The 20,075-nt window shown below is 50.7% G+C and carries 22 protein-coding genes; 6 read left to right on the top strand and 16 right to left on the bottom strand.

Features of this window, described 5'->3' with window-relative positions; translation table 11 throughout:
• The first annotated feature begins 140 nt into the window (after positions 1-140).
• Positions 141-533: an MFS transporter gene (locus tag P1P89_10810; protein ID MDF1591995.1), complete on the top strand. Its 393-nt coding sequence runs from the start codon at positions 141-143 to the stop codon at positions 531-533.
• Positions 534-568: 35 nt separating this feature from the next.
• A complete protein-coding gene (locus P1P89_10805) occupies positions 569-1,345 on the top strand; it encodes an MFS transporter (protein ID MDF1591994.1) in 777 nt (258 codons plus the stop codon).
• Positions 1,346-2,670: 1,325 nt separating this feature from the next.
• Here the strand turns inward: P1P89_10805 and P1P89_10800 are convergent.
• On the bottom strand, positions 2,671-4,257 hold the full coding sequence (locus P1P89_10800) for a gamma-glutamyltransferase family protein (GenBank protein MDF1591993.1): 1,587 nt from the start codon (positions 4,255-4,257) through the stop codon (positions 2,671-2,673).
• Positions 4,258-4,371: 114 nt separating this feature from the next.
• Here P1P89_10800 and P1P89_10795 point away from each other — a divergent pair, with 114 nt between their 5' ends.
• Complete coding sequence (locus P1P89_10795; protein ID MDF1591992.1) at positions 4,372-5,496, top strand: PrpF domain-containing protein; 1,125 nt, start codon at positions 4,372-4,374, stop codon at positions 5,494-5,496.
• Positions 5,497-5,586: 90 nt separating this feature from the next.
• Here P1P89_10795 and tcuB read toward each other — a convergent pair whose 3' ends face one another.
• From tcuB to P1P89_10760, 7 genes are all read right to left on the bottom strand, one after another.
• Entirely contained in the window at positions 5,587-6,720 is a 1,134-nt protein-coding gene (tcuB, locus tag P1P89_10790; GenBank protein MDF1591991.1) for a tricarballylate utilization 4Fe-4S protein TcuB, read from the bottom strand.
• Positions 6,707-8,125, bottom strand: coding sequence for an FAD-dependent tricarballylate dehydrogenase TcuA (tcuA, locus tag P1P89_10785; GenBank protein MDF1591990.1), 1,419 nt, complete (start codon positions 8,123-8,125; stop codon positions 6,707-6,709). Before tcuA ends, tcuB begins: the two co-directional genes overlap by 14 nt.
• A gap of 151 nt (positions 8,126-8,276) precedes the next feature.
• The gene (locus P1P89_10780; protein ID MDF1591989.1) at positions 8,277-8,516 is read right to left on the bottom strand and encodes a hypothetical protein; all 240 of its coding nucleotides are present in this window, start codon (positions 8,514-8,516) and stop codon (positions 8,277-8,279) included.
• Positions 8,517-8,536: 20 nt separating this feature from the next.
• Positions 8,537-9,154: an arylesterase gene (locus P1P89_10775; GenBank protein ID MDF1591988.1), complete on the bottom strand. Its 618-nt coding sequence runs from the start codon at positions 9,152-9,154 to the stop codon at positions 8,537-8,539.
• Positions 9,151-9,588, bottom strand: coding sequence for an Hsp20/alpha crystallin family protein (locus P1P89_10770; protein MDF1591987.1), 438 nt, complete (start codon positions 9,586-9,588; stop codon positions 9,151-9,153). The genes P1P89_10775 and P1P89_10770 overlap by 4 nt, the downstream gene beginning before the upstream one ends.
• Before the next feature lie 251 nt (positions 9,589-9,839).
• Positions 9,840-10,217 carry a hypothetical protein gene (locus tag P1P89_10765; GenBank protein MDF1591986.1) on the bottom strand — a complete coding sequence of 126 codons (378 nt, stop codon included), beginning with the start codon at positions 10,215-10,217 and terminating at the stop codon, positions 9,840-9,842.
• 98 nt (positions 10,218-10,315) lie between these two features.
• Positions 10,316-10,606 carry a hypothetical protein gene (locus tag P1P89_10760; GenBank protein MDF1591985.1) on the bottom strand — a complete coding sequence of 97 codons (291 nt, stop codon included), beginning with the start codon at positions 10,604-10,606 and terminating at the stop codon, positions 10,316-10,318.
• 304 nt (positions 10,607-10,910) lie between these two features.
• Between P1P89_10760 and cytX the strand changes: the two genes are divergently transcribed.
• Positions 10,911-12,185, top strand: coding sequence for a putative hydroxymethylpyrimidine transporter CytX (gene cytX / locus P1P89_10755; GenBank protein MDF1591984.1), 1,275 nt, complete (start codon positions 10,911-10,913; stop codon positions 12,183-12,185).
• 56 nt (positions 12,186-12,241) lie between these two features.
• On the opposite strand, the gene P1P89_10750 is transcribed toward cytX, so the two are convergent.
• Both P1P89_10750 and P1P89_10745 read right to left on the bottom strand, forming a co-directional pair.
• Positions 12,242-13,126 carry a hypothetical protein gene (locus tag P1P89_10750; GenBank protein MDF1591983.1) on the bottom strand — a complete coding sequence of 295 codons (885 nt, stop codon included), beginning with the start codon at positions 13,124-13,126 and terminating at the stop codon, positions 12,242-12,244.
• Between the two features lie 59 nt (positions 13,127-13,185).
• A complete protein-coding gene (locus P1P89_10745; GenBank protein ID MDF1591982.1) occupies positions 13,186-15,039 on the bottom strand; it encodes an ATP-binding cassette domain-containing protein in 1,854 nt (617 codons plus the stop codon).
• A 486-nt stretch (positions 15,040-15,525) separates the two neighbouring features.
• Here P1P89_10745 and P1P89_10740 point away from each other — a divergent pair, with 486 nt between their 5' ends.
• Entirely contained in the window at positions 15,526-15,726 is a 201-nt protein-coding gene (locus P1P89_10740; GenBank protein MDF1591981.1) for a cold shock domain-containing protein, read from the top strand.
• Positions 15,727-15,933: 207 nt separating this feature from the next.
• Here the strand turns inward: P1P89_10740 and P1P89_10735 are convergent, their stop codons facing one another.
• Both P1P89_10735 and P1P89_10730 read right to left on the bottom strand, forming a co-directional pair.
• Complete coding sequence (locus P1P89_10735) at positions 15,934-16,248, bottom strand: carboxymuconolactone decarboxylase family protein (protein ID MDF1591980.1); 315 nt, start codon at positions 16,246-16,248, stop codon at positions 15,934-15,936.
• A 48-nt stretch (positions 16,249-16,296) separates the two neighbouring features.
• Positions 16,297-16,878, bottom strand: a complete 582-nt coding sequence (locus P1P89_10730; GenBank protein MDF1591979.1) for a formylmethanofuran dehydrogenase subunit E family protein — start codon at positions 16,876-16,878, stop codon at positions 16,297-16,299.
• A 128-nt stretch (positions 16,879-17,006) separates the two neighbouring features.
• Here P1P89_10730 and P1P89_10725 point away from each other — a divergent pair, with 128 nt between their 5' ends.
• Positions 17,007-17,675 (top strand): molecular chaperone TorD family protein, encoded by a 669-nt coding sequence (locus P1P89_10725; GenBank protein ID MDF1591978.1) that lies wholly within the window; start codon positions 17,007-17,009, stop codon positions 17,673-17,675.
• An 87-nt stretch (positions 17,676-17,762) separates the two neighbouring features.
• Here the strand turns inward: P1P89_10725 and P1P89_10720 are convergent, their stop codons facing one another.
• The 4 genes from P1P89_10720 to P1P89_10705 all read right to left on the bottom strand — a co-directional run bounded on the left by P1P89_10720 (position 17,763) and on the right by P1P89_10705 (position 20,069).
• Entirely contained in the window at positions 17,763-18,122 is a 360-nt protein-coding gene (locus tag P1P89_10720; protein ID MDF1591977.1) for a rhodanese-like domain-containing protein, read from the bottom strand.
• Positions 18,123-18,206: 84 nt separating this feature from the next.
• Positions 18,207-18,872 (bottom strand): rhodanese-like domain-containing protein, encoded by a 666-nt coding sequence (locus P1P89_10715; protein MDF1591976.1) that lies wholly within the window; start codon positions 18,870-18,872, stop codon positions 18,207-18,209.
• A gap of 126 nt (positions 18,873-18,998) precedes the next feature.
• The gene (locus P1P89_10710; GenBank protein MDF1591975.1) at positions 18,999-19,349 is read right to left on the bottom strand and encodes a rhodanese-like domain-containing protein; all 351 of its coding nucleotides are present in this window, start codon (positions 19,347-19,349) and stop codon (positions 18,999-19,001) included.
• Between the two features lie 84 nt (positions 19,350-19,433).
• Positions 19,434-20,069 (bottom strand): 4Fe-4S dicluster domain-containing protein, encoded by a 636-nt coding sequence (locus P1P89_10705; GenBank protein MDF1591974.1) that lies wholly within the window; start codon positions 20,067-20,069, stop codon positions 19,434-19,436.
• Positions 20,070-20,075 lie beyond the last annotated feature (6 nt).

Genomic DNA, 20,075 nt, shown 5'->3' with positions numbered 1-20,075 from the left:
AGGGCATGCGGATAATGAGCCACGACGGGGAAACCTTGATACGGATGTATGCCGAAGCCTAAACGTTGTCACCTGCTCCTCTACTCTACTCAGAAAATATTTTAGCTTTATGTTAAAAGATTAATAAATACGGGTGTATCTTGAATCAGCCTCTCAATCGCCATCGCTACGTCATTGCCGCAGCCTGTTTTGCGATCCAGGCCATCGGGATCGGTTTTTATATATCCTACGGGGTCTTTTTCCATCCGTTGAATGCTGAATTCGGCTGGTCACGGACAGCGATTTCAGGCGCTTCCTCCCTGGCTTTTTTCTTCATGGGCTTAGTGGGTATTCTGGTCGGCCGATTAAACGACAGAATTGGGCCGAGGATCATGATGACGATTGCCGGTCTCATTTTCGGCCTGGGTTACCTGCTCATGTCCAGAGTCCATAGTGTCTGGCAGCTATACCTTTTCTATGGCGTCGGTGTCGGCATCGGATTGAGCGCCATCGATGTCATCCCCCTCAGTACTGCGTATTCCGCTGCATTGTGACGACGGCACGGTGGTTTGTCCGAAACCGGGGGGCCATGACCGGTATCGTTAAAGTCGGTACAGGTGCAGGGCAGTTCGCTGTTCCCCTCATGGCGAGTTTTCTTATCACAATTTATGGCTGGCGGACTTCCTACATGATTATGGGAACAGCCGTGCTGCTGCTTCTGGTTTCAATCGGCCAATTTCTCAGGCGGGATCCGGGCCAGATGGGTTTTTTGCTGGATGATGCGGAAAAAACACCGGTAGGCCGACCGTATGCGACCGGCAATGATCTAACTTTGCGCGAGGTGCTTCGAACCCAACCGTTCTGGACGATCTGCTTCGCCAACCTGGCGGCTGGTTTTTGCCTTATGAGTATCCTGGTGCACATCGTTCCACATGCCCAGGACCTGGGTGCATCCGCCCCAAAAGCCGCCGGTGTTCTTGCCACGATCGGAGGCGTCAGCATGGTCGGGCGCTTTGTGAGCGGGGTCGCCGTTGATCGCCTCGGCAGCAGAGTGATAATGATGACTTGTTTTTTCCTGCTTATCGGCGGGCTTTTATGGCTACAGGTCGCGCGGGAGCTGTGGATGTTGTATCTTTTTGCAGTGATTTACGGCATTTCCCACGGCGGTATTTTTACCGCCATTTCGCCCATGGTGGCCGAATATTTCGGGACAACCTCCCACGGCGCGCTTTTCGGCATCGTTGTTTTCAGCGGCACCATCGGCGGGCCATCGGCCCGTTTCTGGCGGGATATATTTTTGACATTACTTCCGGTTATGGTCCGGCTTTTTGGCTCTTTACGCTGTCCAGCGTTCTGGGTCTTGTAATGATAATATCGCTCGAACCGATCAGCAACAGGCCATAGCATATCAAAAAGGCATTCGGCCCCTACCAGATTCAAGTGTTGATTGGGTTGTCGTAAGTTGTTTTAGAGTTTACGTACCAATTTTATCCTTTACATAATGATAAATAGAATATGTTTTCTCCCCCGGAGAAGGATAAAAAAGACGTTGTTGATAAACAGGAAAAGATATATCATTAGCAGAAATCGCCCGGCAGTTAGATGTTACCACTTCGGTAGTTGTCAAGATTCAGCGACGTCAACATTTGAGTTTGTCCGGCTTGTCAACAACGTCCCCTTTTACAACGTCCCCTTTTATCCTTTTCCTTTTCCTTTGGCTCTTTTCCGTAGACGGATTAAGGCTTTTAACCTTGATTGATTTTAGGAAATTGTTCTGGCAATTTAACAATAGCGATTCCCTTGTTTACCGTCATAAGATATAAACTTTGAGGTGGACCCCAAAGGCGGCCGATTATTGTAAGTTGATAAAATTACAGGATTTTATTATTTTTGGTTTTCTGAAAATGGTCTCAATATTTATAAACATGTTTAGCACGAAAATCGGTGTTTATATTTAAGAGTAAATCTTTGATATAATACTATCCATGCCATACGATCTAAAAAATCAGTATCATAAAATTAAAATGTGCACCATGTCTTATTAAACGTCCCGGTAATGGATAATGTTTCCGGTTATCCATAAGAATCCCGTACCGTAGGTATGGGTGAACATTCTTATGCGTTGATGCCTTTGTGCTGTATGTGATAGCGTCATGGGTGGATACTGAATTTAATAACGCACAGCATAACGCACAGGGTCTTGAATCTTGCAGCATGAAATTCTTACTCAATACCTATGACCACTTTCATTAGGTTATTGTCATTTTCGATCTTTACCTTTGCCAGCTTGTTGGCAGAATTCAGCCGAATATGCAAGTTTCAAGACACGACCCCGCTGGCTTCGCAAGTTTCAAGACACGACCCCGCTGGCTTGTTAAAGAACACCCATACCAAGTGTCAAGAAAAATAATCAGGTTCGTCAAATTCCAGTAGACATAAAGCCAAAATGTTTTCTGACAGGATTAATCCATCTTCGCCAAAGGCTTCGCTGCACCTTAGCAGGATTGACTTGATTTATTTCGCGGCTTCCTGATGAAGCCGTGAAAACGCAATTCCGCTTCAGCGCAAAAAGATTCGGAGAATCAACAATGGATGCTTTTTGCCTTTCTACAGCCTGTCCCGCAGAGCGGGAGAAAGGCAAAAACATATTGTTAATCCTGTCTAAACATTAATGTTCTTATCAGTAACAGATTAAAACCCGACGGCCTGTCCGTCTTTGCGATGATCAGAGGCCGCACAATAGCCATCGTCCAGACGGCAAATCAATTGGGCGCCGCCAAAAAGCGAGCCCGGCTGACCCAGTATGATTTGATGGCCCCGGCGGGTGAGTTCTTCCACAACCGAAGCTGAAAACCCCCCTTCGAGGGCGACGCTGCCGTCATTAAACACATGCCAGCGCGGGGCGTCTGAAGCGGCTTGGGGATTTTGCCCGTAGTCGAATAGCCGGATCATCACCTGGACATGGCCCTGGGCCTGCATGGCTCCCCCCATGACGCCGAAACTCATGAGCGGTTTATTATCTTTCATGACAAAGCCCGGGATGATGGTATGAAATGGGCGTTTGCCGCCGCCGACCTGGTTGGGATGGCCCGATTCCAGCGTGAACCCGGAAGCGCGATTTTGCATGCTGATGCCGGTTCCCGGCACCACGATGCCGGAACCGAATCCGTTGTAGTTTGACTGGATCATCGAAACCATCATGCCGTTTTCATCGGCGGCGGTTAAATACACCGTACCCTTTTCCGCAGGCAGCCCTGAACGGTAAAGCTTGGCGTGATGGATATCGATCTCGGCTGCCCGTTGTGACAGAAAATCGCCGTCAAGAAAGGCAAGGGTGTCCACCTGCATGTGGGCCGGATCGGCAATATGGCGATGGGCCTCGGCAAAAGCGATTTTCATGGCTTCAAACTGCAGATGAAGGCTGTCGGCGGAATCGACCGGGTATCGGCCGATGTTGTGATGTTTCAAGATGCCAAGCGCGATGAGGGCGGCCAGCCCCTGACCGTTGGGGGGGATTTCGTTAAGATAGACGCCATCGTATTCCTGGGAGATGGGCGCTACCCAGTCGGATTGGTGCTGGGCCAGGTCCGCTTCCGTCATGGCTCCCCCGGTTTTATTGGCATAGGCGACAATCCGTTTGGCCAATTCGCCCCGGTAAAAAGATTCTCCCCGGGAAGCGGCAATTTCCGCCAGGGTGTCTGCCTGATGGGGAAACCGGAACATTTCATCGATGCCCGGCGCTTTGCCGTTCGGCAAAAAGGCGGCGCTAAAATCAGGATAATCTTTGTAAAGCTGCGGCGTTTGCGCCCACTTGGCGGCGGTTTTGGGAGACACCAGAAAACCGGTGCGGGCGTAGTGGATGGCCGGTTCAAACAGGTCGCCAAAAGGAAGTTTACCGAATCGCTCGGAAAGTTTAACCCATGCATCCACCGCGCCGGGAACTGTTACCGCATCCCAGCCCAATTGCGGCATTTGGGTTAAACCGGCAAAACGCGCGGGTGTCCAGGCCCGGGGCGAGCGGCCGGAGGCGTTCAACCCCTGGAGTTCGTGTCCATCCCAGACAATGGCAAAGGCATCGCTGCCGAGCCCGTTGCTGGCAGGCTCGACCACGGTGAGGGCAATGGCGCTTGCAAGGGCGGCGTCCACGGCGTTGCCGCCTTTAAGCAGCATACGTAGCCCGGCCTGGGCGGCCAATGGCTGGGAAGTCGCCACGACATTTTTGGCAAAGACCGGCATGCGTTGGGAGGGGTAGGGGAATTCATATGAAAAATTTTTCATGGATCAGTCTCCAGAATTTGCAATTGTCAATTAGCAGATGTTTTTGATACCATACAGATGTTGCAAAAGACTGACAATATCTTTTTGTCAAGAAACAGAAAGGACCGACTTCAGATGAAAAAAATTCCCATTTCAATTTATCGGGGCGGCACTTCCCGGGCGATTTTTTTCCATGAAAAGGATTTGCCTGGGAGTATTGACGAACAGGACCGGATCATCATGCAGGCCATCGGCTCCGGGCATTCGCTCCAGGTCGATGGGTTGGGGGGCGGATACCCGCAGACATCCAAATGTGCGATCATCGGCCCGCCCACTGTTCCTAAAGCGGATGTCGACTATACCTTTGTTTATCCGGGGGTGATTCAGAAGATTGCAGACCGAAAGGGAAACTGCGGCAACATATCTTCGGCGGTGGGGCCCTTTTGTGTTAATGAGGGGCTGGTTGCGGCAACGGGTGACCAGGCGTCGGTGGTGATATTTAACACCAACACCAAGGCGCTCTTGCGGGCCACATTTGCGACACGCAAGGGGCGCTTTTATCCCAAAGGTGATTACAGCATCGACGGCGCCCCCGGCAGCGGGTCCCGCATTGTGCTTGAATTTTTAAGCAACCCGGAACGGACCCTGCTCCCCACCGGGAATATTCGGGAAAGGCTGGATGTTCCCGGGGTGTCTCCGGAACTGGAGGTTACCATCATCCAGGCGGGGAATCTGGCGGTTTTCTGCTCCATGGCGGCGCTGGGCATCAACGGAGATCCGGTCCAGTGGGAAAAGGATCCCGAACTCTGGCAAAAGATGGAGGCGGTTCGCGGGGCAGCGGCCGTACGTCTGGGAATGGCGAAAACTCCGGAGGAAGCCCGCCTGAAAACACCGGCAGTTCCCAAAGTGCTGGCGGTGCGGCCGCCGCAGCCTTACAAGGACGTGCTGGGCGGACAACAAACCGGCGAAAGTCATCAGTTCATGATTTTAACGGCAGCCATGGGGGTGATGCACCGTTCCATTGCCGTTACCGGATCGGTTGCCACAGCCGCTGCTGCCGTATTGCCCGGCAGCGTTGTTTACGAAATGCGCCATGGTGAGGGACCGGAGGTCGTCATCGGCCATCCCTCCGGGCAGATCGCGCTGACCGCCGAACTTGATGAAAAGGATGGAAAGTGGCAGGCCCGGAAGATCGCTTTGAATCGAACGGCTCGTGAAATCATGAAAGGAGTTGTGTTTATTGAAGAAAGCGAGGACTGAATTGAAGCTTTATTTCCGCATGGAAAACCTGTGGGATTTCAATAAGTGGATGAAATTCCGGAAAGTCAAATCCCCTCGGGGGTCGGATGCTTACGCTTTATTTTGTGTCGGATCGACGGCCAACCTGTCTTCCGCCAGCTTCTCATTTGCATTACGGGCAAGGGCAGCGTAGCGATAGGCCGCGTGAATGAATTTTCCGTAGGGCATTGTGATAAAAAGCCCGACAACGATGCCAAGATGAACTGCCAGCAGGATTCCCATCGCCCCTGTCTCCCGAAAAACCAGCAGCAGCAGGCCTGTCAGGCTCGTTAAAAACAGCAGCGACAAGAAAGCGATATCCATGCTGAAGGCTCGCGGCGCGGCCGGCGACGGATCCATCTTCAGCTTTAAAACCAGCAATCCCACCGTGCCGATCAGCAGAGCGACCCCGCCCATGGTTCCCAGTACGACCGGCCAGCTCCAAAACGGGTAAGGCGCAGGCCAGTGCAGAAAATGATCGTATATCGCGGCGATCGTGGTTGAAATAAAACAAAGGATGAATCCGTAAAACACAAAATGGTGAAACCATTTTCGGATAAAGCTGAAGCGGTCATCGGGATAGTTGCACCCATGGCCGCCGCCGTCCAGGTATTTCAGTTGCAATACATCCCAAATCGCCTGTGCATTTGCTTGGGGGGAGAACAATTCACCCGGCGTCCCGCCGGTTTCACGCCAGAAATTGGCAATTCCCTTCAAAAGGGTTGTCAGGACAAAAAGCCCCAGGGCGGACAGGGGGATTACGATGGCCCAATAGGATATGATCTGGTAAAAAGCGTTTTCGCCCGAGTGAATGGCAAAGACGGCAGCAGGCCCTTTGGAGAGGAAGGTCAGCAACAGAACGAGCAAAACGCTAAGGGTCGTTACCAGCGCGACTGCCAATCCGTTTTGCCTGAAGAGACCCTTAAAAACGCCCGGCCAGGTGAATTCCCGATAGGTTTCCAGCCGCAGTTCCGCAAGTGTTTTGGGGACGTTTACATCAAATTCATGCGGCGGGGCATACTGACAGGCGTAATAACAATCGCGGCAATTGTGACACAGGTTGGCTAAATATTTCAGATCGTGCGCCGTAAATGTTCTGCGACGTTCCATGGCCGGGAAAACCGCGCAAAAGCCCTCGCAGTAGCGGCAGGAATTGCAGATCACCATTACGCGATCAGCTTCTTTCAGCATCTCAGGAGAGGACATGGCGCGCGGCCTCCTTTCCGGCGATGCGGCCAAAAACAGTGCCGATGGTCATCCCGAAACCCGCCATGTAACCTTTTCCCAAAATGTTGCCGGCCATGATTTCGCCGGCCGCGAAGATGTTTGCAGCCGGCCGATCATCCTGCAGGATTACCTGGGCGCGGTCGTTGACGGTGACCCCCAGGTAGGTGAACGTAATACCGGGCCTGAGGGGGTAGCCGTAGTAGGGCGGTCGGTCCAGCGGCCGGGCCCAGTGACTCTTGGCCGGTTCCAAGCCCACGGTCGTGCAGTCGTCCAGGTCATTGGAATCGAACCGGCCGGGCCGTACGGCTCCGTTGAAAGCCGCTACGGTTTCTTTGAGGGCGGCCGGATCTAGTTCCATTTTGGCAGCCATTTCTTCGATGGAGGCAGCCTCGATGGGGGGGAAAACGGACGGCATAAATAAATCAATCGATTTTGAATCGATGACGGCATAAGCTATCTGATCAGGCTGCTGGGCGACCAGGCGCCCCCAGATGGCGTATCGTTTGGGCCAGAACTCTTCGCCCTCGTCGTAAAAACGCCGGGCTTCTTTGTTGACGACGATGCCGAAGGGTACGCAATCGAGTCGCGTGACGATCCCGCCGTCAAATTTTGGCGCGCGGGCGTCAATCGCCACAGCATGACACTGGCGGGGGTCTCCGACGGGCTTGGCGCCTTGGTCCAGCAGAACCCGCAGCATGCGGCCTTTATTGTAGGGTGTGCCGCGGATAATAAAATTGTCCGCCGGCGGCCCCCAGTATTCCTTCAACCAGTCAAGGTTTGCCTGAAATCCGCCCGAAGCCAATACAACCGCTTTTGTCCGGACTTTTTGAGTAAGCCCCCGGGACACAAACGTTGCCGATTTAAACAGTCCGTCCTGAATCTCCAGGTCCGTGACCTCTGCATCGTACAGGATCCGGACCCCCAGTTTTGCAGCCGTGCGATAATAGGCGTTTATCAGGGCTTTGCCTCCGCCGAGAAAAAAACCGTTGGTGCGGGCCAGGTGAAGCGTTCCGCGCATGGCCGGTTGGAAGTTTACACCATGCAGGGTCATCCATTCACCGACATTGTTGGATTGGCGGATGGTAACGCGCGCCAGTTCCTCATTGGTCTGGCCCCCGGTGACACGATTCAGGTCGTCCCAGAATTCGTCTTCAAGGTAGGGCCCGGTCAGGTGGTCGTTTCCGCGTTCGTGCATGTAGCGCAGGTTGCGGGTATGGCGGCTGTTGCCGCCTCGAAATTCTATAGGAGCGCTTTCGAGCAGCAGCACCCTGGCGCCGGCCGCCTGGGCGGTCATTGCGGCGCAGAGAGCGGCGTTGCCGCCGCCAATGACCAGCAGGTCAAAGGTCTGCGAGAGCGTATCAGCGTCATGAGGGGTGGATGCCATTTGGACCAACTATAAACCTCTTTTTCTTTGCAGAACATGTTTATGAGATGTCTTGCCACGGCCATACTTTTTTTTATCGCGCTAAAAAATACATAAAAATGTTATTAAAGCAACCGATATTTTGATTAAAGAAATTTTTTTTGGGTTTTGCTTATTTCGAAGAGTCTTTTAAATCAGGTTTGGTGTAAAAAATTTTTATCCGGTAGATAAAAACAAAAATGAGGGTTGCGCTGATGAGGATGATAAAGTTTGAGGCAAAAAAAGTCAGTATGAACGAAAACGGGTCATCCAGCTTATACGCGGCAATCAGGATTTGGATGCCAAACAACAGAAACAGACAGCTCAACAGGATGATGAAGATATGTTTAATCCAGAAAAAAGCTTTTGTCATGGGTTCATTATAATCGGTTTTCATCGGGACAGGTAGGGTTTAACGGCTTTTTGAAATTTTTTGGCCATCAGGGCGTACCCTTTGTCATTGGGGTGGATCGGGTCGCTCATGAATTCGCGCTTTCCCATAATGCCATCAAAAATATTGGGAATCAGGATGGCCCCGGTCTCGCTGCAAACTTTTTTGTAGAGATCGCCGAAGCCTCTGCCCCAAAGCGGGATATCGATGCCCCCCACAACCACCAGCGCCCCCTGGTGCTGTATCGATTCAATGATTTTTTTTAAATTGTTAAAGGTTGTTTGTTTGGGAGCCCTGTTTTTCAGGTCGTTGCCGCCAAGGGTAATAATGACAATCCGGGGGGACTGCGTCAAGACATCTTTCCCAAGCCGGCTTAAGGCCGTTGTGGTGGTATCTCCCGGAATCCCTGCATTTATAACCGGTTTTGAGATCAGCAAAGACAATTGCGCCGGGTAGTTTTTACCGGGGGTTGAGCCGGTGCCGAAGGTCAAACTGTCTCCGAAACAGATGATGTTTAACCCCCCCGGAGAGGAGTTTGTAATCCTGGGCGACGGATTGAATACATAATAGCCGCCGACCAGTATAACAGCGGCAGCAATGAGGGTTAGAGTTTTTTTCATTTAATCCGGATCCGCTTCGGTTTTTCTTCTTCCGGCTTAGGTATTTTAACTTTAAGGACGCCGTCCTTAAATTCGGCTTTAATATTTTCCGGTTTAACGAAGACCGGCAGGATAAAGGACCGCTGAAACGTGCCGTAGCATCTTTCCCTGCTATGAAAATTTTCTTCCTTGATTTCCTGATTAAAAAATCGCTGTCCGATAATCGAAAGGATCCGGTCTTTCAGATTAATGGCGATATCTTTTTTGTCGATACCGGGAAGTTCGACTTCAATGATAATCGCGTCGTCCATTTCATACGCATCAACCACCGGGTTCCAATCGCATGGGGGTAGTCCCTTTTCCTGACCGGTCTTTGGAAAAGCATCATCAAAAATCCGATTGATATGGTTATGCGCTGAATCGTTCCCCCAGGGGCCCCATTTTACAAGGGACATCCTGTCACCTCCAGTATCTGAAATGCCTTGTACCAATATTAATAAAACGGACCTGTAACCCAAAAAGGGTCCGGCAGTAACGCTTCGCTGACGATGTGAAGGCAGACCCTATCTTTTTGTTTTCGGCATTGTAATAAAATAATTATGAAAAATCAATTTATTGAATAAATTTTAAAGCGAAGGCTGACGGATTCGGTTTGGCCGGATTGCTTATCGGTGTGCGGATGCTTCAACTCTGGGGAATTTGCATTTCAGTTTTCAGTCATATTGGTATGCAGCATGAAATATTCCAATTCCGACAGGTGTCTGCTGGTCAATTCTTTGGTCTGCAAGCTGCGCCGGAGTCTGTTTTCCATGCTGTAAAACATATCGCTGAATTCCATATCCTCGATTTCACTGTACGCGCCGGTATCGAAAGGGAGGAAAGATCCATCCATCAGGGTGTCAAGTATATTTTCTTTGTCGGTATATTTCGCAGCGGCTGCGTTGCCGAATGGAATGCCGTGCCGGCCGATATCGACAATGAAGCCGACGGTGCGTCCTGATGCAGCGGGCAGCAGGACGACCACTTCGTTTCTTGTGTCGGTTTGCAAAGAAATTTTCTGTTCAGGAAGAACTTTGGGAGACATATTCTTTGCTCCTTTGAGATTTCATGCGAAAGCAGAAAAAAAGTTTTTTGCTGCAGCCGTTTAGATCCAGAACTCCGGTCTGCCGGCGAGGTGACTTCTTAAGCGGCTTTAAATTTTTTTTCAAACCACCGGACCGGTTTTTCTTCCAAAATTTCTAATCCCTGGGCGTCAAAATACGCCGTGGCAAGCGCCAATGTGTCGGCGTCGATTTCAGATCCCGCCCAACCCATGCAATTCATGCGTTGACCGATTTCCGGGATATCCACCCGGGGGTTAAGCTTGAGAGAAATTGCCAGGCACCGAATGAACCCCGGCACGAGGCTCGGTTCCAGTCCTTTCCGGAGCAGGTGTGATATCAACCGTTCTTTTAACTTGCTCAGTTTTGACATAAGTCCACTCCTATAAATTCAGGGATATTTAACATATTCATAGAGGAGCATAAAAGATTCTATTTTGTGTGTCAATAAAAAAGACATACAATATCTTGTATTTATTCCGATTCGATGTTCCCGACACTGAATAACCAAACTTATCAGAAGATTCAGAATTAATTTCGTATCTTCACCTTGCATTTTTATCCGCAATCAGGCTATGACATCCGTAATACCTGAACCTTGCCTGGAAATTGATGAAAACATTTTAGTGCTGATTACAATCGGATTTAGGGTAAATTTAAAGGAAACGGGATAAGCGATGGATATTAAACCGATACAGTCAATTGATAGAAACCTGGGGGGCGTTGATTATTTTCTGCTGTGGGCCGGGGTGGCGATTTCTCTGGCTGAAATCTGGGCCGGCGGGTTTCTGGCGCCGATGGGATTCTGGATGGGCTTTTGGGCCATTATTTTGGGCCACATCATCGGCAACACTTTTATGGCGCTGGGCGGCGTAATGGGTTCGGACCACGGTATCATGTCGATGGTGTCCGTTCGCCCTTCTTTCGGGATTCGCGGGTCAACCCTGGGTGCGCTCATCAACATCATACAATTGATCGGCTGGGCCTCCATCATGCTGATTATCGGCGGTCGGGCGGGCGCCATGCTGGGTAAGCCTCTGGGCGGGGTCCTGGCTTCCGACAATTTTTGGATCGTTCTGATCGGGATCGGCACCCTTATATGGGCGCTTTATACCGGACGCTCTGTCTGGAAATTCATGCAGACGGCGGCAGTGGTTGCGCTGCTGCTGGTTTGTGCCTTAATGAGTTGGGTGTCGTTCAGGGAGTTCGGCAGCGAAATTTTGACTGTTCAGCCCAAGGACATGCCGTTTATGATCGGACTTGACCTGGTCATCGCCATGCCGATATCGTGGATGCCGCTGGTTGCCGATTATTCCCGGTTTTCAAAAAATACCGTATCGAGTTTCTGGAACACCTGGTGGGGCTATTTTATCGTCTCTTCCTGGATGTATCTGCTGGGCCTGATGGCCACGCTGGCAACCGGAGAAACCGACCCGGGGGCATTGATTCTGCAAATCATGGGCAAGATCGGCTTTGCGGCGCCGGCCCTGATCATGGTGGTTTTTTCTACGATCACTTCGGATTTTCCGGATGTGTATTCCGCCACCTGCTCCATGATGAATATTTCCCAGAAAATAAAGGCGAAAACCATCATGTGGATGGCCGGCGTTCTGTCCATTCTGGTGGCGCTGATATTTCCCATGGAGCAGTACGAGAACTTCCTGTTCTTTATCGGCGCCATGTTCATGCCGCTCTTTGGGGTGGTTCTGACCGATTATTTCATTATTCGCCGGCGTCGGCTGGATGTGGACGCCCTCTATCGAGAAGACGGCGTGTACTGGTATTCCAAAGGGTTTAATTTAGTTGCGCTCTTGTCATGGGCAATCGGGTTCGTTACCTATGAAGTTATGGCCGTGTTGAAATTCAGCATCGGCGGTTCGATGCCGTCCATCATGGTTGCGGGTTTGTGCTATCTCATCCTTACCCGATTTCGGAAGAAAAGCGGAAATTAACATATACGCACCTGACTTTTCCTTCTATAGTGCCGACGCACAGCTTTGAAGTGACTTTAATTGCGCTGCAAGACCCACAACCAGATCGCATTCATGAGATGATGAAAAATGGTGGCAATGATAATGGGTACGGCCGTCAGCGGTGAAAAATTTAAAATGGCAACCGCAAGGATAATCTGACAATTCCGCGATGAGGCAATCAGCGCCAGCGTGTTTTTTATATCTCTTTTCCGGAGGAGATATCCTGCCAGGTAACCCAGACTCCCCTGCAACAAATAAATCGCGAATACGCATGAAGAGAGACTGAGCAGCGTCATGTTCCATTTGAGGTCGTCCGACGCGCTTGCAATGGTCGTGGACACAATCATGAAAACAACAACAGGGGTCAGGAAAACAGCCGTTTTTTTTATGGATTGCTGCAGCGTTTTCCTGCAAAAGCGCTCCACCAGACGGGTTGCAATGTAGGGAATGATAATCAGGGCGGCGGTCTGAATCAAGATGGGGCGGGATTCAATGGGAGCCGTTTCTCCGAGAAACAATTTAAGGACAAACGGGATGACCAGGATCGATCCGAAAGTAGAGAAAAGAAAATTGCTGAACGCAAGGTGAAAATCTCTATGCTGTAGGTAACGAATGAGAATGATTCCCATGACGCCGGTGGGGGCGCAGGCAACCAGAAGCAGTCCGACGCGATAAGGGGCCTCGAACCATATTGAAAGCAGGTTGTGGGTGATAAACGGCATAAAAAAAACCGTCAGAAAAAAGGTGATAAGAAGTTCCTTGCGGAACACATGCGCCATATCGATTTTTGCATCCAGGAAGTTAATGAAAAGCATTCCGGCAATCATCACGGGGATCAAACCTGAAAAAGCGCCCAGCGCCGGGAACAACAGGCCGCCGGCAACTGCGAGGGTAATGCTGATATAAAATAAAAGTTTCAAAATTTATGCCTGACGCCGAAATTACGAAAAAAGGGGCGTTTTGCAAAGGACGCTTACAGTTATTCGATCTCTTCCAGGCGCTCATCAAAGGCGGCCCGCTGTTCTTCATAGATCGCCGACTGTTTTTCGAGTTTTGCGTAGAGTTTATCCACAGCACTGTTAGCGGCATGCAGGGACTTTGAAAGCATTTCGATCCGGGGGCCGTCCTGCAACCGGGAAGCTTCCAGTATTTCGGCGTTGAGGCCATTGAGCTGCTGTTCGCCGGCAGCGATTTCATTCTCAAGCGTCGTGATCCGGGTTTCAAGCTTTTTAACCGCCCGGGATCGTTCTGCAATGATTTCCGAGCGCAGCCGTCGCTTTTCTTTTTTGGTCAGTTTGGACGCGTCTGCTGTTGTGTCAACTGCAAGGGCCGGTTTGTTTCCGGCCTTTTCGTCCTGCCAGCCGCCGCTTTCCAGAAAGTCTGCGTAATTGCCTTCAAACACCTCGATGCCGTCATTCTGGAAAACGATCAGACGATCCGCCAGGGCGTTTAGAAACATTTCATTATGGGTGACCATCACAACCGTTCCTGCAAAATCCACCAGCGCGGCCAGCAGGGCATCGCACGACTCCATATCGAGGTGGTGGGTGGGTTCATCCAGCAGGAGCAGATTTGCCGGCGTGACCAAAAGCTTTGCCAGCAGCACCCTGCTTTTTTCGCCCCCGGAGAGAACGCCGATTTTTTTCAAGGCATCGTCACCGGAGAACATCATGGCGCCGCAGATATTCCGGGCCTGTTGCCGGTCCACATCTGGATGCGACAGTATGATTTCTTCCTCAACCGTACAGTTATCCATCAAGCGGTTGATATTGGTTTGCTCAAACAGGCCCTTTAGAACCCCCGGGCTGAGGGTAATATTGCCGCTTTGGGGTGAGAGCCCTTCCGCCAGCAGCTTCAGCAAGGTGGTCTTGCCCTTTCCGTTTCTTCCGACAATAAAAATCCGCTCCCGCGGCCGGATGGTTAAGTTAAATTCTTTGATCATCTGCGTTTTGCCGTCATAGGAAAAAGAGACGTTTTGCGCAGCGAGCACCCGTTTGCCCGAGAAGGGTTCATTTCGAAAAGAAAAGTCGAGGGCCTCAATGGTTTTCAGTTTTTCTTTTTTTTCAAGCTTCTGGAGTGTTTTGACCCTGGACTGTACAAGGTTCGCCAGCCTGGCTTTGGCCCTGAAACGGGTGATAAACTGCTCGATCTCTTTTCGCCGGCGCCCCTCATTGATTCGGGTCTTTTCATAAATCTCTTCGTCCTGGGCGATTTGGGTATAGTATTTCGTCGTGTTTCCGGAAATTTTGCGGATTTTTTGACGGTGGATTCCCATGATATGGGTGACGACCGCATCCATAAACGACCGGTCGTGGGTTATCAGTATCAGTTCATGGGGCCAGTTCATCAGGAAGCGCTCGATCCAGCGGATCGAAGCAATATCAAGGTAATTGGTGGGCTCATCCAGCAGCAATAAATCCGGTTCCGCCACCAGGGCTTTCACCAGGTTCAGACGCACCTGAAATCCGCCAGAAAATTCAGCGGGGTGCCGCTGCATATCGCTGTCTGAAAACCCGAGACCCGTCAGAATCTTTTCGACTTTCCAGTGCTGGTCCTGTTCCACCGCCGGCAGCCCCTTTATCCCTTCCTTTAGGACGGTATCTTCCGTAAACTCGATATGTTGACGAACATAGCCGATGCGATAATTTTTAGGATAGGTGATGCTGCCGCTATCGGGCTGCTCTTCACCGACGATGAGATGCAGCAGCGTCGTTTTGCCGTGCCCGTTTCGGCCCACAAGCCCGATGCGTTCCTTGGGTGCGATGGTAAAACTTGCATCCTCAAACAGCAACTGGGTGACATACCCCTTTATTAGATTTTCAACAAAGAGCATTTTGGTTCCTGATTATCCATTCATTTTTAGTGCGTTGCAGCGGATAATTTCCACCAGCGCGAAAACAGTCGGCCTTTCTTTTGTCTTTAAAACCGAAACGATGGTTTTGGCAAGCTCTATATGGGAAAGCGCCAAAAGAGTCAAACGGAAACCGGAAGACCGAAAACTCCGGAGGAAAAAAACAGAATATTTAGAACTCACGAAGCGGCGCTATAAAAATTGTTGATTTCAATTCTTGTGATGATATAAAGAGAGCGTTATTGGAATCGGTTTTATGGGGTTCCGGCACCTGGGCGTGGCGTAACAGGCCGGCAGGACGAAAAAGAACATAATGGTAATTGAAGAAAAGGTAAAGGCAACGTTGTTATCCCTGAAGCGCTCCGCTTTCAGGGCCAAATTTAAACTTTCCGCCAAAGACCTAGCCTATCTTAATGACAAGGGAATTGAAACCATCCGAAGGTGTATTTATCAAGAGGAGGAAATAAAATGGCGACTGGCGTGGTAAAGTGGTTCAGCAACAAAAAAGGTTTCGGGTTTATCGAGCAGGAAGAAGGCGGAGATATATTTGTTCACCATTCCGCCATAAACATGACCGGATTCAAAACACTAGCTGAAGGGGACCGGGTCACCTTTGACGTCGAAAAGGGTGAGCGGGGTCCGTCGGCAAAGAACGTACAAAAAGTTTAGACAGGATCGGCTGCAGCGAAATCCGAGGGCCAAGGGCGACAGGGCTCGCGAAGCGGCAGGAATAAATTTTTCATCCGCATCGTGATCCTCTCCGCCCTTCCCACGGCTGTTTGTTCCAACACGAAAAGCCTGGTCGTCAGGGATAGATCAGCGTTAAGCGGCACTGCCTTGTATTTTTGGTTTAAAAATACAGGAACCAAATACCAATCAGGGGTCTTCTTTTAGAACCTCATTCACATATCCCATGGCGGCAATCATGTTCGGAAAACCGGTGGTGGTCAGCGCCAGCAGAACGCTGTGGATAATTTCTTCAGCGGTAGCCCCGGATGACAGCGCTTTTCGGGTGTGAGACATGATGGCGCCTCTGGAATTTGCGCCGATGGAAATCCCAAGTTTGATAAGATTCTGCGTTTTGGGGTCCAGGGGGCCGGCATCCCGACAGGAGATGCCCAGCTGCTTGTAGTCTTTGAAAACTTCCGGAAAATTTGTTGAAAAATTTTCATATATCTTCGGCAGATACATAACCCCTCCTTGTTTGACATGTTTGCTGTGGTGGTTTTGGGTCAGTTTTTATTCAAAGTATCCTTCACCCTGACAGGCCGTGCATCGGGGGCCCTGGGCGGCGGGGTATGCTTCCCCGCATCCGGAGCAGATCTCAATTTGTCCCTTCTTCTTACGTTGGTAAAGTTGTTTCATTCGGATAGTCCGTGATGATAAAATGGATCGTCGTGCCGTGAAAATAGCGTTGAGCAATACATCCAGGGGCAGGTCTTTTTTGGGTTTCCGGCGCATATACCAGTCGTAAAGGTCGGTTACCGCGCGGGTTTTCTCAAGATCCAGCCAGACCCGGTACCCGCTCAGGCTGTATCGGTCGTACAGGCTTAAGGCAAACTTGTCCCAATCCAGAACCTTCAGCCAGCCGTTGCCGAAGGTGCACGGCGTAAACAGCTGGACGGCATCCGGCAGGCAGTGGGTGGTTTCCACGATGGCGTCGGCTTCAACGTCCGGTCCGAAAAGTTCCCGGGCCCAGTCAACCATAAACCCGCCCAGGACGATGCCGGGGGCTTTCCATCCGTGGAAGTTTTCGATGGCATCTAAAAATTCTTGCGGTGAGCGGCCGCAGATAGTAAAAGAAGGTGTATCAACATCCATAAGTATAGCGATCCCTTGTCCTTTGTATGTGCCGATTTAAACCTGTGCCGGTACTTTAACCACATGTATACTAAGATATGAGTTAAAATTCAAACCCCAAATCCAAACAACTCCAACTGAGTGGTTTAATGAAAACAGCATCCGCATTATCCCGGCGTCATCAAGAGGACCTTCTGTCCGCCATCAAGACGATATGCCGAATATTCTGGGGGCCGGATCCCGACGATTGCGCGGCAATGAAAGCGGGCTCCTTTTTCCTTCCGTTTGAAAATCTTAAACCGGCTATGACCGGTGAGTTCGCCGATCCCCTGCAGAAGATAAAGGCCTTTCCAGAAGATTTCGGTGATGCCGATCTGCTTTGCCGCCAGCTGGCAGAAACGTTCGTCCGGCTCTTTATCAACGCCAAGGGAGGCATTCAGGCACCGCTTTATCAGTCCTGCTATGAATACGAAAACGCACCCCTGATGGGTGCTTCAGCCGTTAAAATGAAAAATAGGTTTGAATCCAGCGGTTTAACCCTTGCGGAAACAATAACCGAACCGCCGGACCATCTTTGCATTGAGATGGAATATCTTTATTTTCTGCTGGACAAAAGCGGGAGCCGCCCAAAGGGGTCCGTTTTATATGAAGCCGGATCTTTTGCCGCCGGGACGATGCTGCCGTGGGTTTCTGTATTTGCCGGGCGGCTGCAGCAGGAAACCGCCTGCCGTTTCTATCCGCTGGCATCCCGTCTGCTGGTCTTGATATTAGATTGGGTTGCCGGTTTTGGAAGCGGGAAGCTATGGGAGCGGAACTGAGATCCACCCCTGGTAACCGGCGACAAACCTGCTGACATCTTTATAACCCAGGCGCACGGCCCAGTAGACGGCAATTTCGCTCCGGGCTCAGTTGTAGTTCAGGCAGTAAATAATAATCCTGCGGTTTTTATCCGAACCGAGGACGCTTTCAAAACGGTCTCGCTTGTCGGGTTTCAGATTGTACCGGTCAGCGGGACTGAATTCGATCTGGATGGCCCGGGGTAGATGGCCTTCCTTAAATTCGTAGTCCGGCCGGACATCGACAATCAGGAAATTTTGTTGTGTGCCATAGAGCGCCTGGAGCTGTTGTAGCGTAACGAGATGATAGCCTTCCTGCCGGGCGACAATTTCGGCCCTTTCCCACCATACGGAATTTTCAGCGGCCCCGGCGCCGGGAACATATCCGCAAAGGATGATCAGGACAAAAAAGCCTTTCAGAGTCTGCAAAAGTTTCATCGTGTCGACAATGCCAAGTGCCTGGCTCCGGCGGCATGTTGATTTATGTGCCGGAGCCAGGGATATGTTTTACGGTTATTTTTTGGTTATTTTATGTGAGCCGTCTTTGTTGAAAGTCAACTCTGCTTCCAGATAATATACATCCTTGAATTTCGGACGCAGGTCTTTGACCATATAATAGGCCTCGCCGCTTCTGGCGCCGGTTGAACAGATGAAGACGACCGGCTTTTCTTCCGACAGGGTTTTGATCTTTTCTTCCAGTTTGTCGGTGGGGACGTTAATGGCGGTCTCGAAACTGCCGGCTTTAAACTCATCCGGGTCGCGGACATCGATCAGAATGATGCTTTCCGGTTTTTCTTCGATGATAGTTTCAAACACGGCCACATCGATACTCCCTTCCTCCTTGCCGGGTTTGATCGAAGCGGCCATTTTTTTTGCTTCTTCAGCAGAATCGGCATCAAGCGTTTTCCAGGCAGGGTAACCGGCCGCATAGACGGCTACGTTCTTGTAGCCGAGCCCAATGGCCTTGGCGGCGGAATTATGGCTCAATTTGCATTTAAACCCTTCACAGTAAAAAATCAGCTGTTTTTCCTTGTCCTGAGGCAGCTGGTCTTTTAACTTGTCGAACTCGCTGTCAGGGATGCTGATGGCAGTGGGAATATGGCCCTTGTCGTACATTGAACGTTTGGGTCGTGAGTCCACCAAGACCATATCGGCCTTGGTGTCGATCAGTTTTTTCATGTAATCCGTAGATATCGCCGGATAGTTGCCTTGAACTTTCTCCCATTTGGGGAATCCTTCGGCAAAGACTTTGACGTTTTTGTATCCGAGCTTTTCAGCCTTCCAGGCTGAGTTGTGGCTCAGCTTTCACTTCATCCCTTCACAATAGAAAATCAAAAGGGTGTCTTTATCCTGGGGCAGCTTGTCGGTCATTTTTTCAAACTGACTGTCGGGAATATTGATTGCCATGGGGATGTGTCCCTTGTCATATTTTGCCCGTTTCGGCCTGGAATCAATGAGCAGGGCGTTTTCAGGCGGGGGCACTTTCACATACGGCTGCACAAATTCAACCGTCACAATGTCATGGAACATCCATGCTTCGGTCTGTACACTGCCGGCTTCCGCGGAAGCAGCGGCAATGGCGGCGTTCCCAAGTCCCATAGCCAAGACGATCACTATGAGCAGGGGAAGCCAGTTCATTCTGCTGTTACTCATCATACGTTACCTCCTTTTGTTGTTAAAATAATGATTGACCAATTATCAGAATCGGGTCATTTCAGCCGGACCCTTTTCGAACGTAAATCATTCCGACGTTTTCCAGAATTTTTCCGGCATATGGATACCGCCAGGCAGGGTCGGTTCCACCGGCCAGTCCAGGGGCAGCGTCCCTGAAAAATATAAGATTCCCGGTTGGGTATCTATTTTGGGGTTGATCACCTGTACCAGTTTTTTATGCTTGACCAGTTCGCTGATTGTGCTTGTGGGATCATTCAGATCTCCGAAAGTGCGGGCCCGGGTGGGACAGGTCTCGACGCAGGCCGGTTCTTCTCCACGGCTTAAGCGGTGCTGACAAAAATCACATTTATCGGCGAAGCGGCTGGCAGGGTTGCGATAGCGGGCGCCGTAGGGGCAGGCTGTGACGCAATTGCCGCAGCCGATGCATTTGGTCGGATCGATGGCCACGATGCCGTTAGACTGCTTGTAAGTGGCGTTCACCGGGCAGGCCGATACACAGGACGGTTTGTCGCACTGCATGCACTGGCCGGGCTGGTACTGGGTTCTGCGGCCGCCGATTCCGCCGGTATGCCGGACCCAGTTTCGCCAGAAACCTTTGGGAACGTTGTTTTCAACCTTGCAGGCAATCATGCAGGCCTTGCAGTCAAAACATTTAAAGGTGTCAATCACAATGGCATATCGTTTCGATCGGTCCTGGCTCATGGGCAA

Source organism: Desulfobacterales bacterium (assembly GCA_029211065.1).
Classification (GTDB): Bacteria; Desulfobacterota; Desulfobacteria; order Desulfobacterales; family JARGFK01; genus JARGFK01.
Note: the sequence above shows the minus strand (reverse complement) of the source record. Positions and strands in the feature narration are given on the sequence as shown.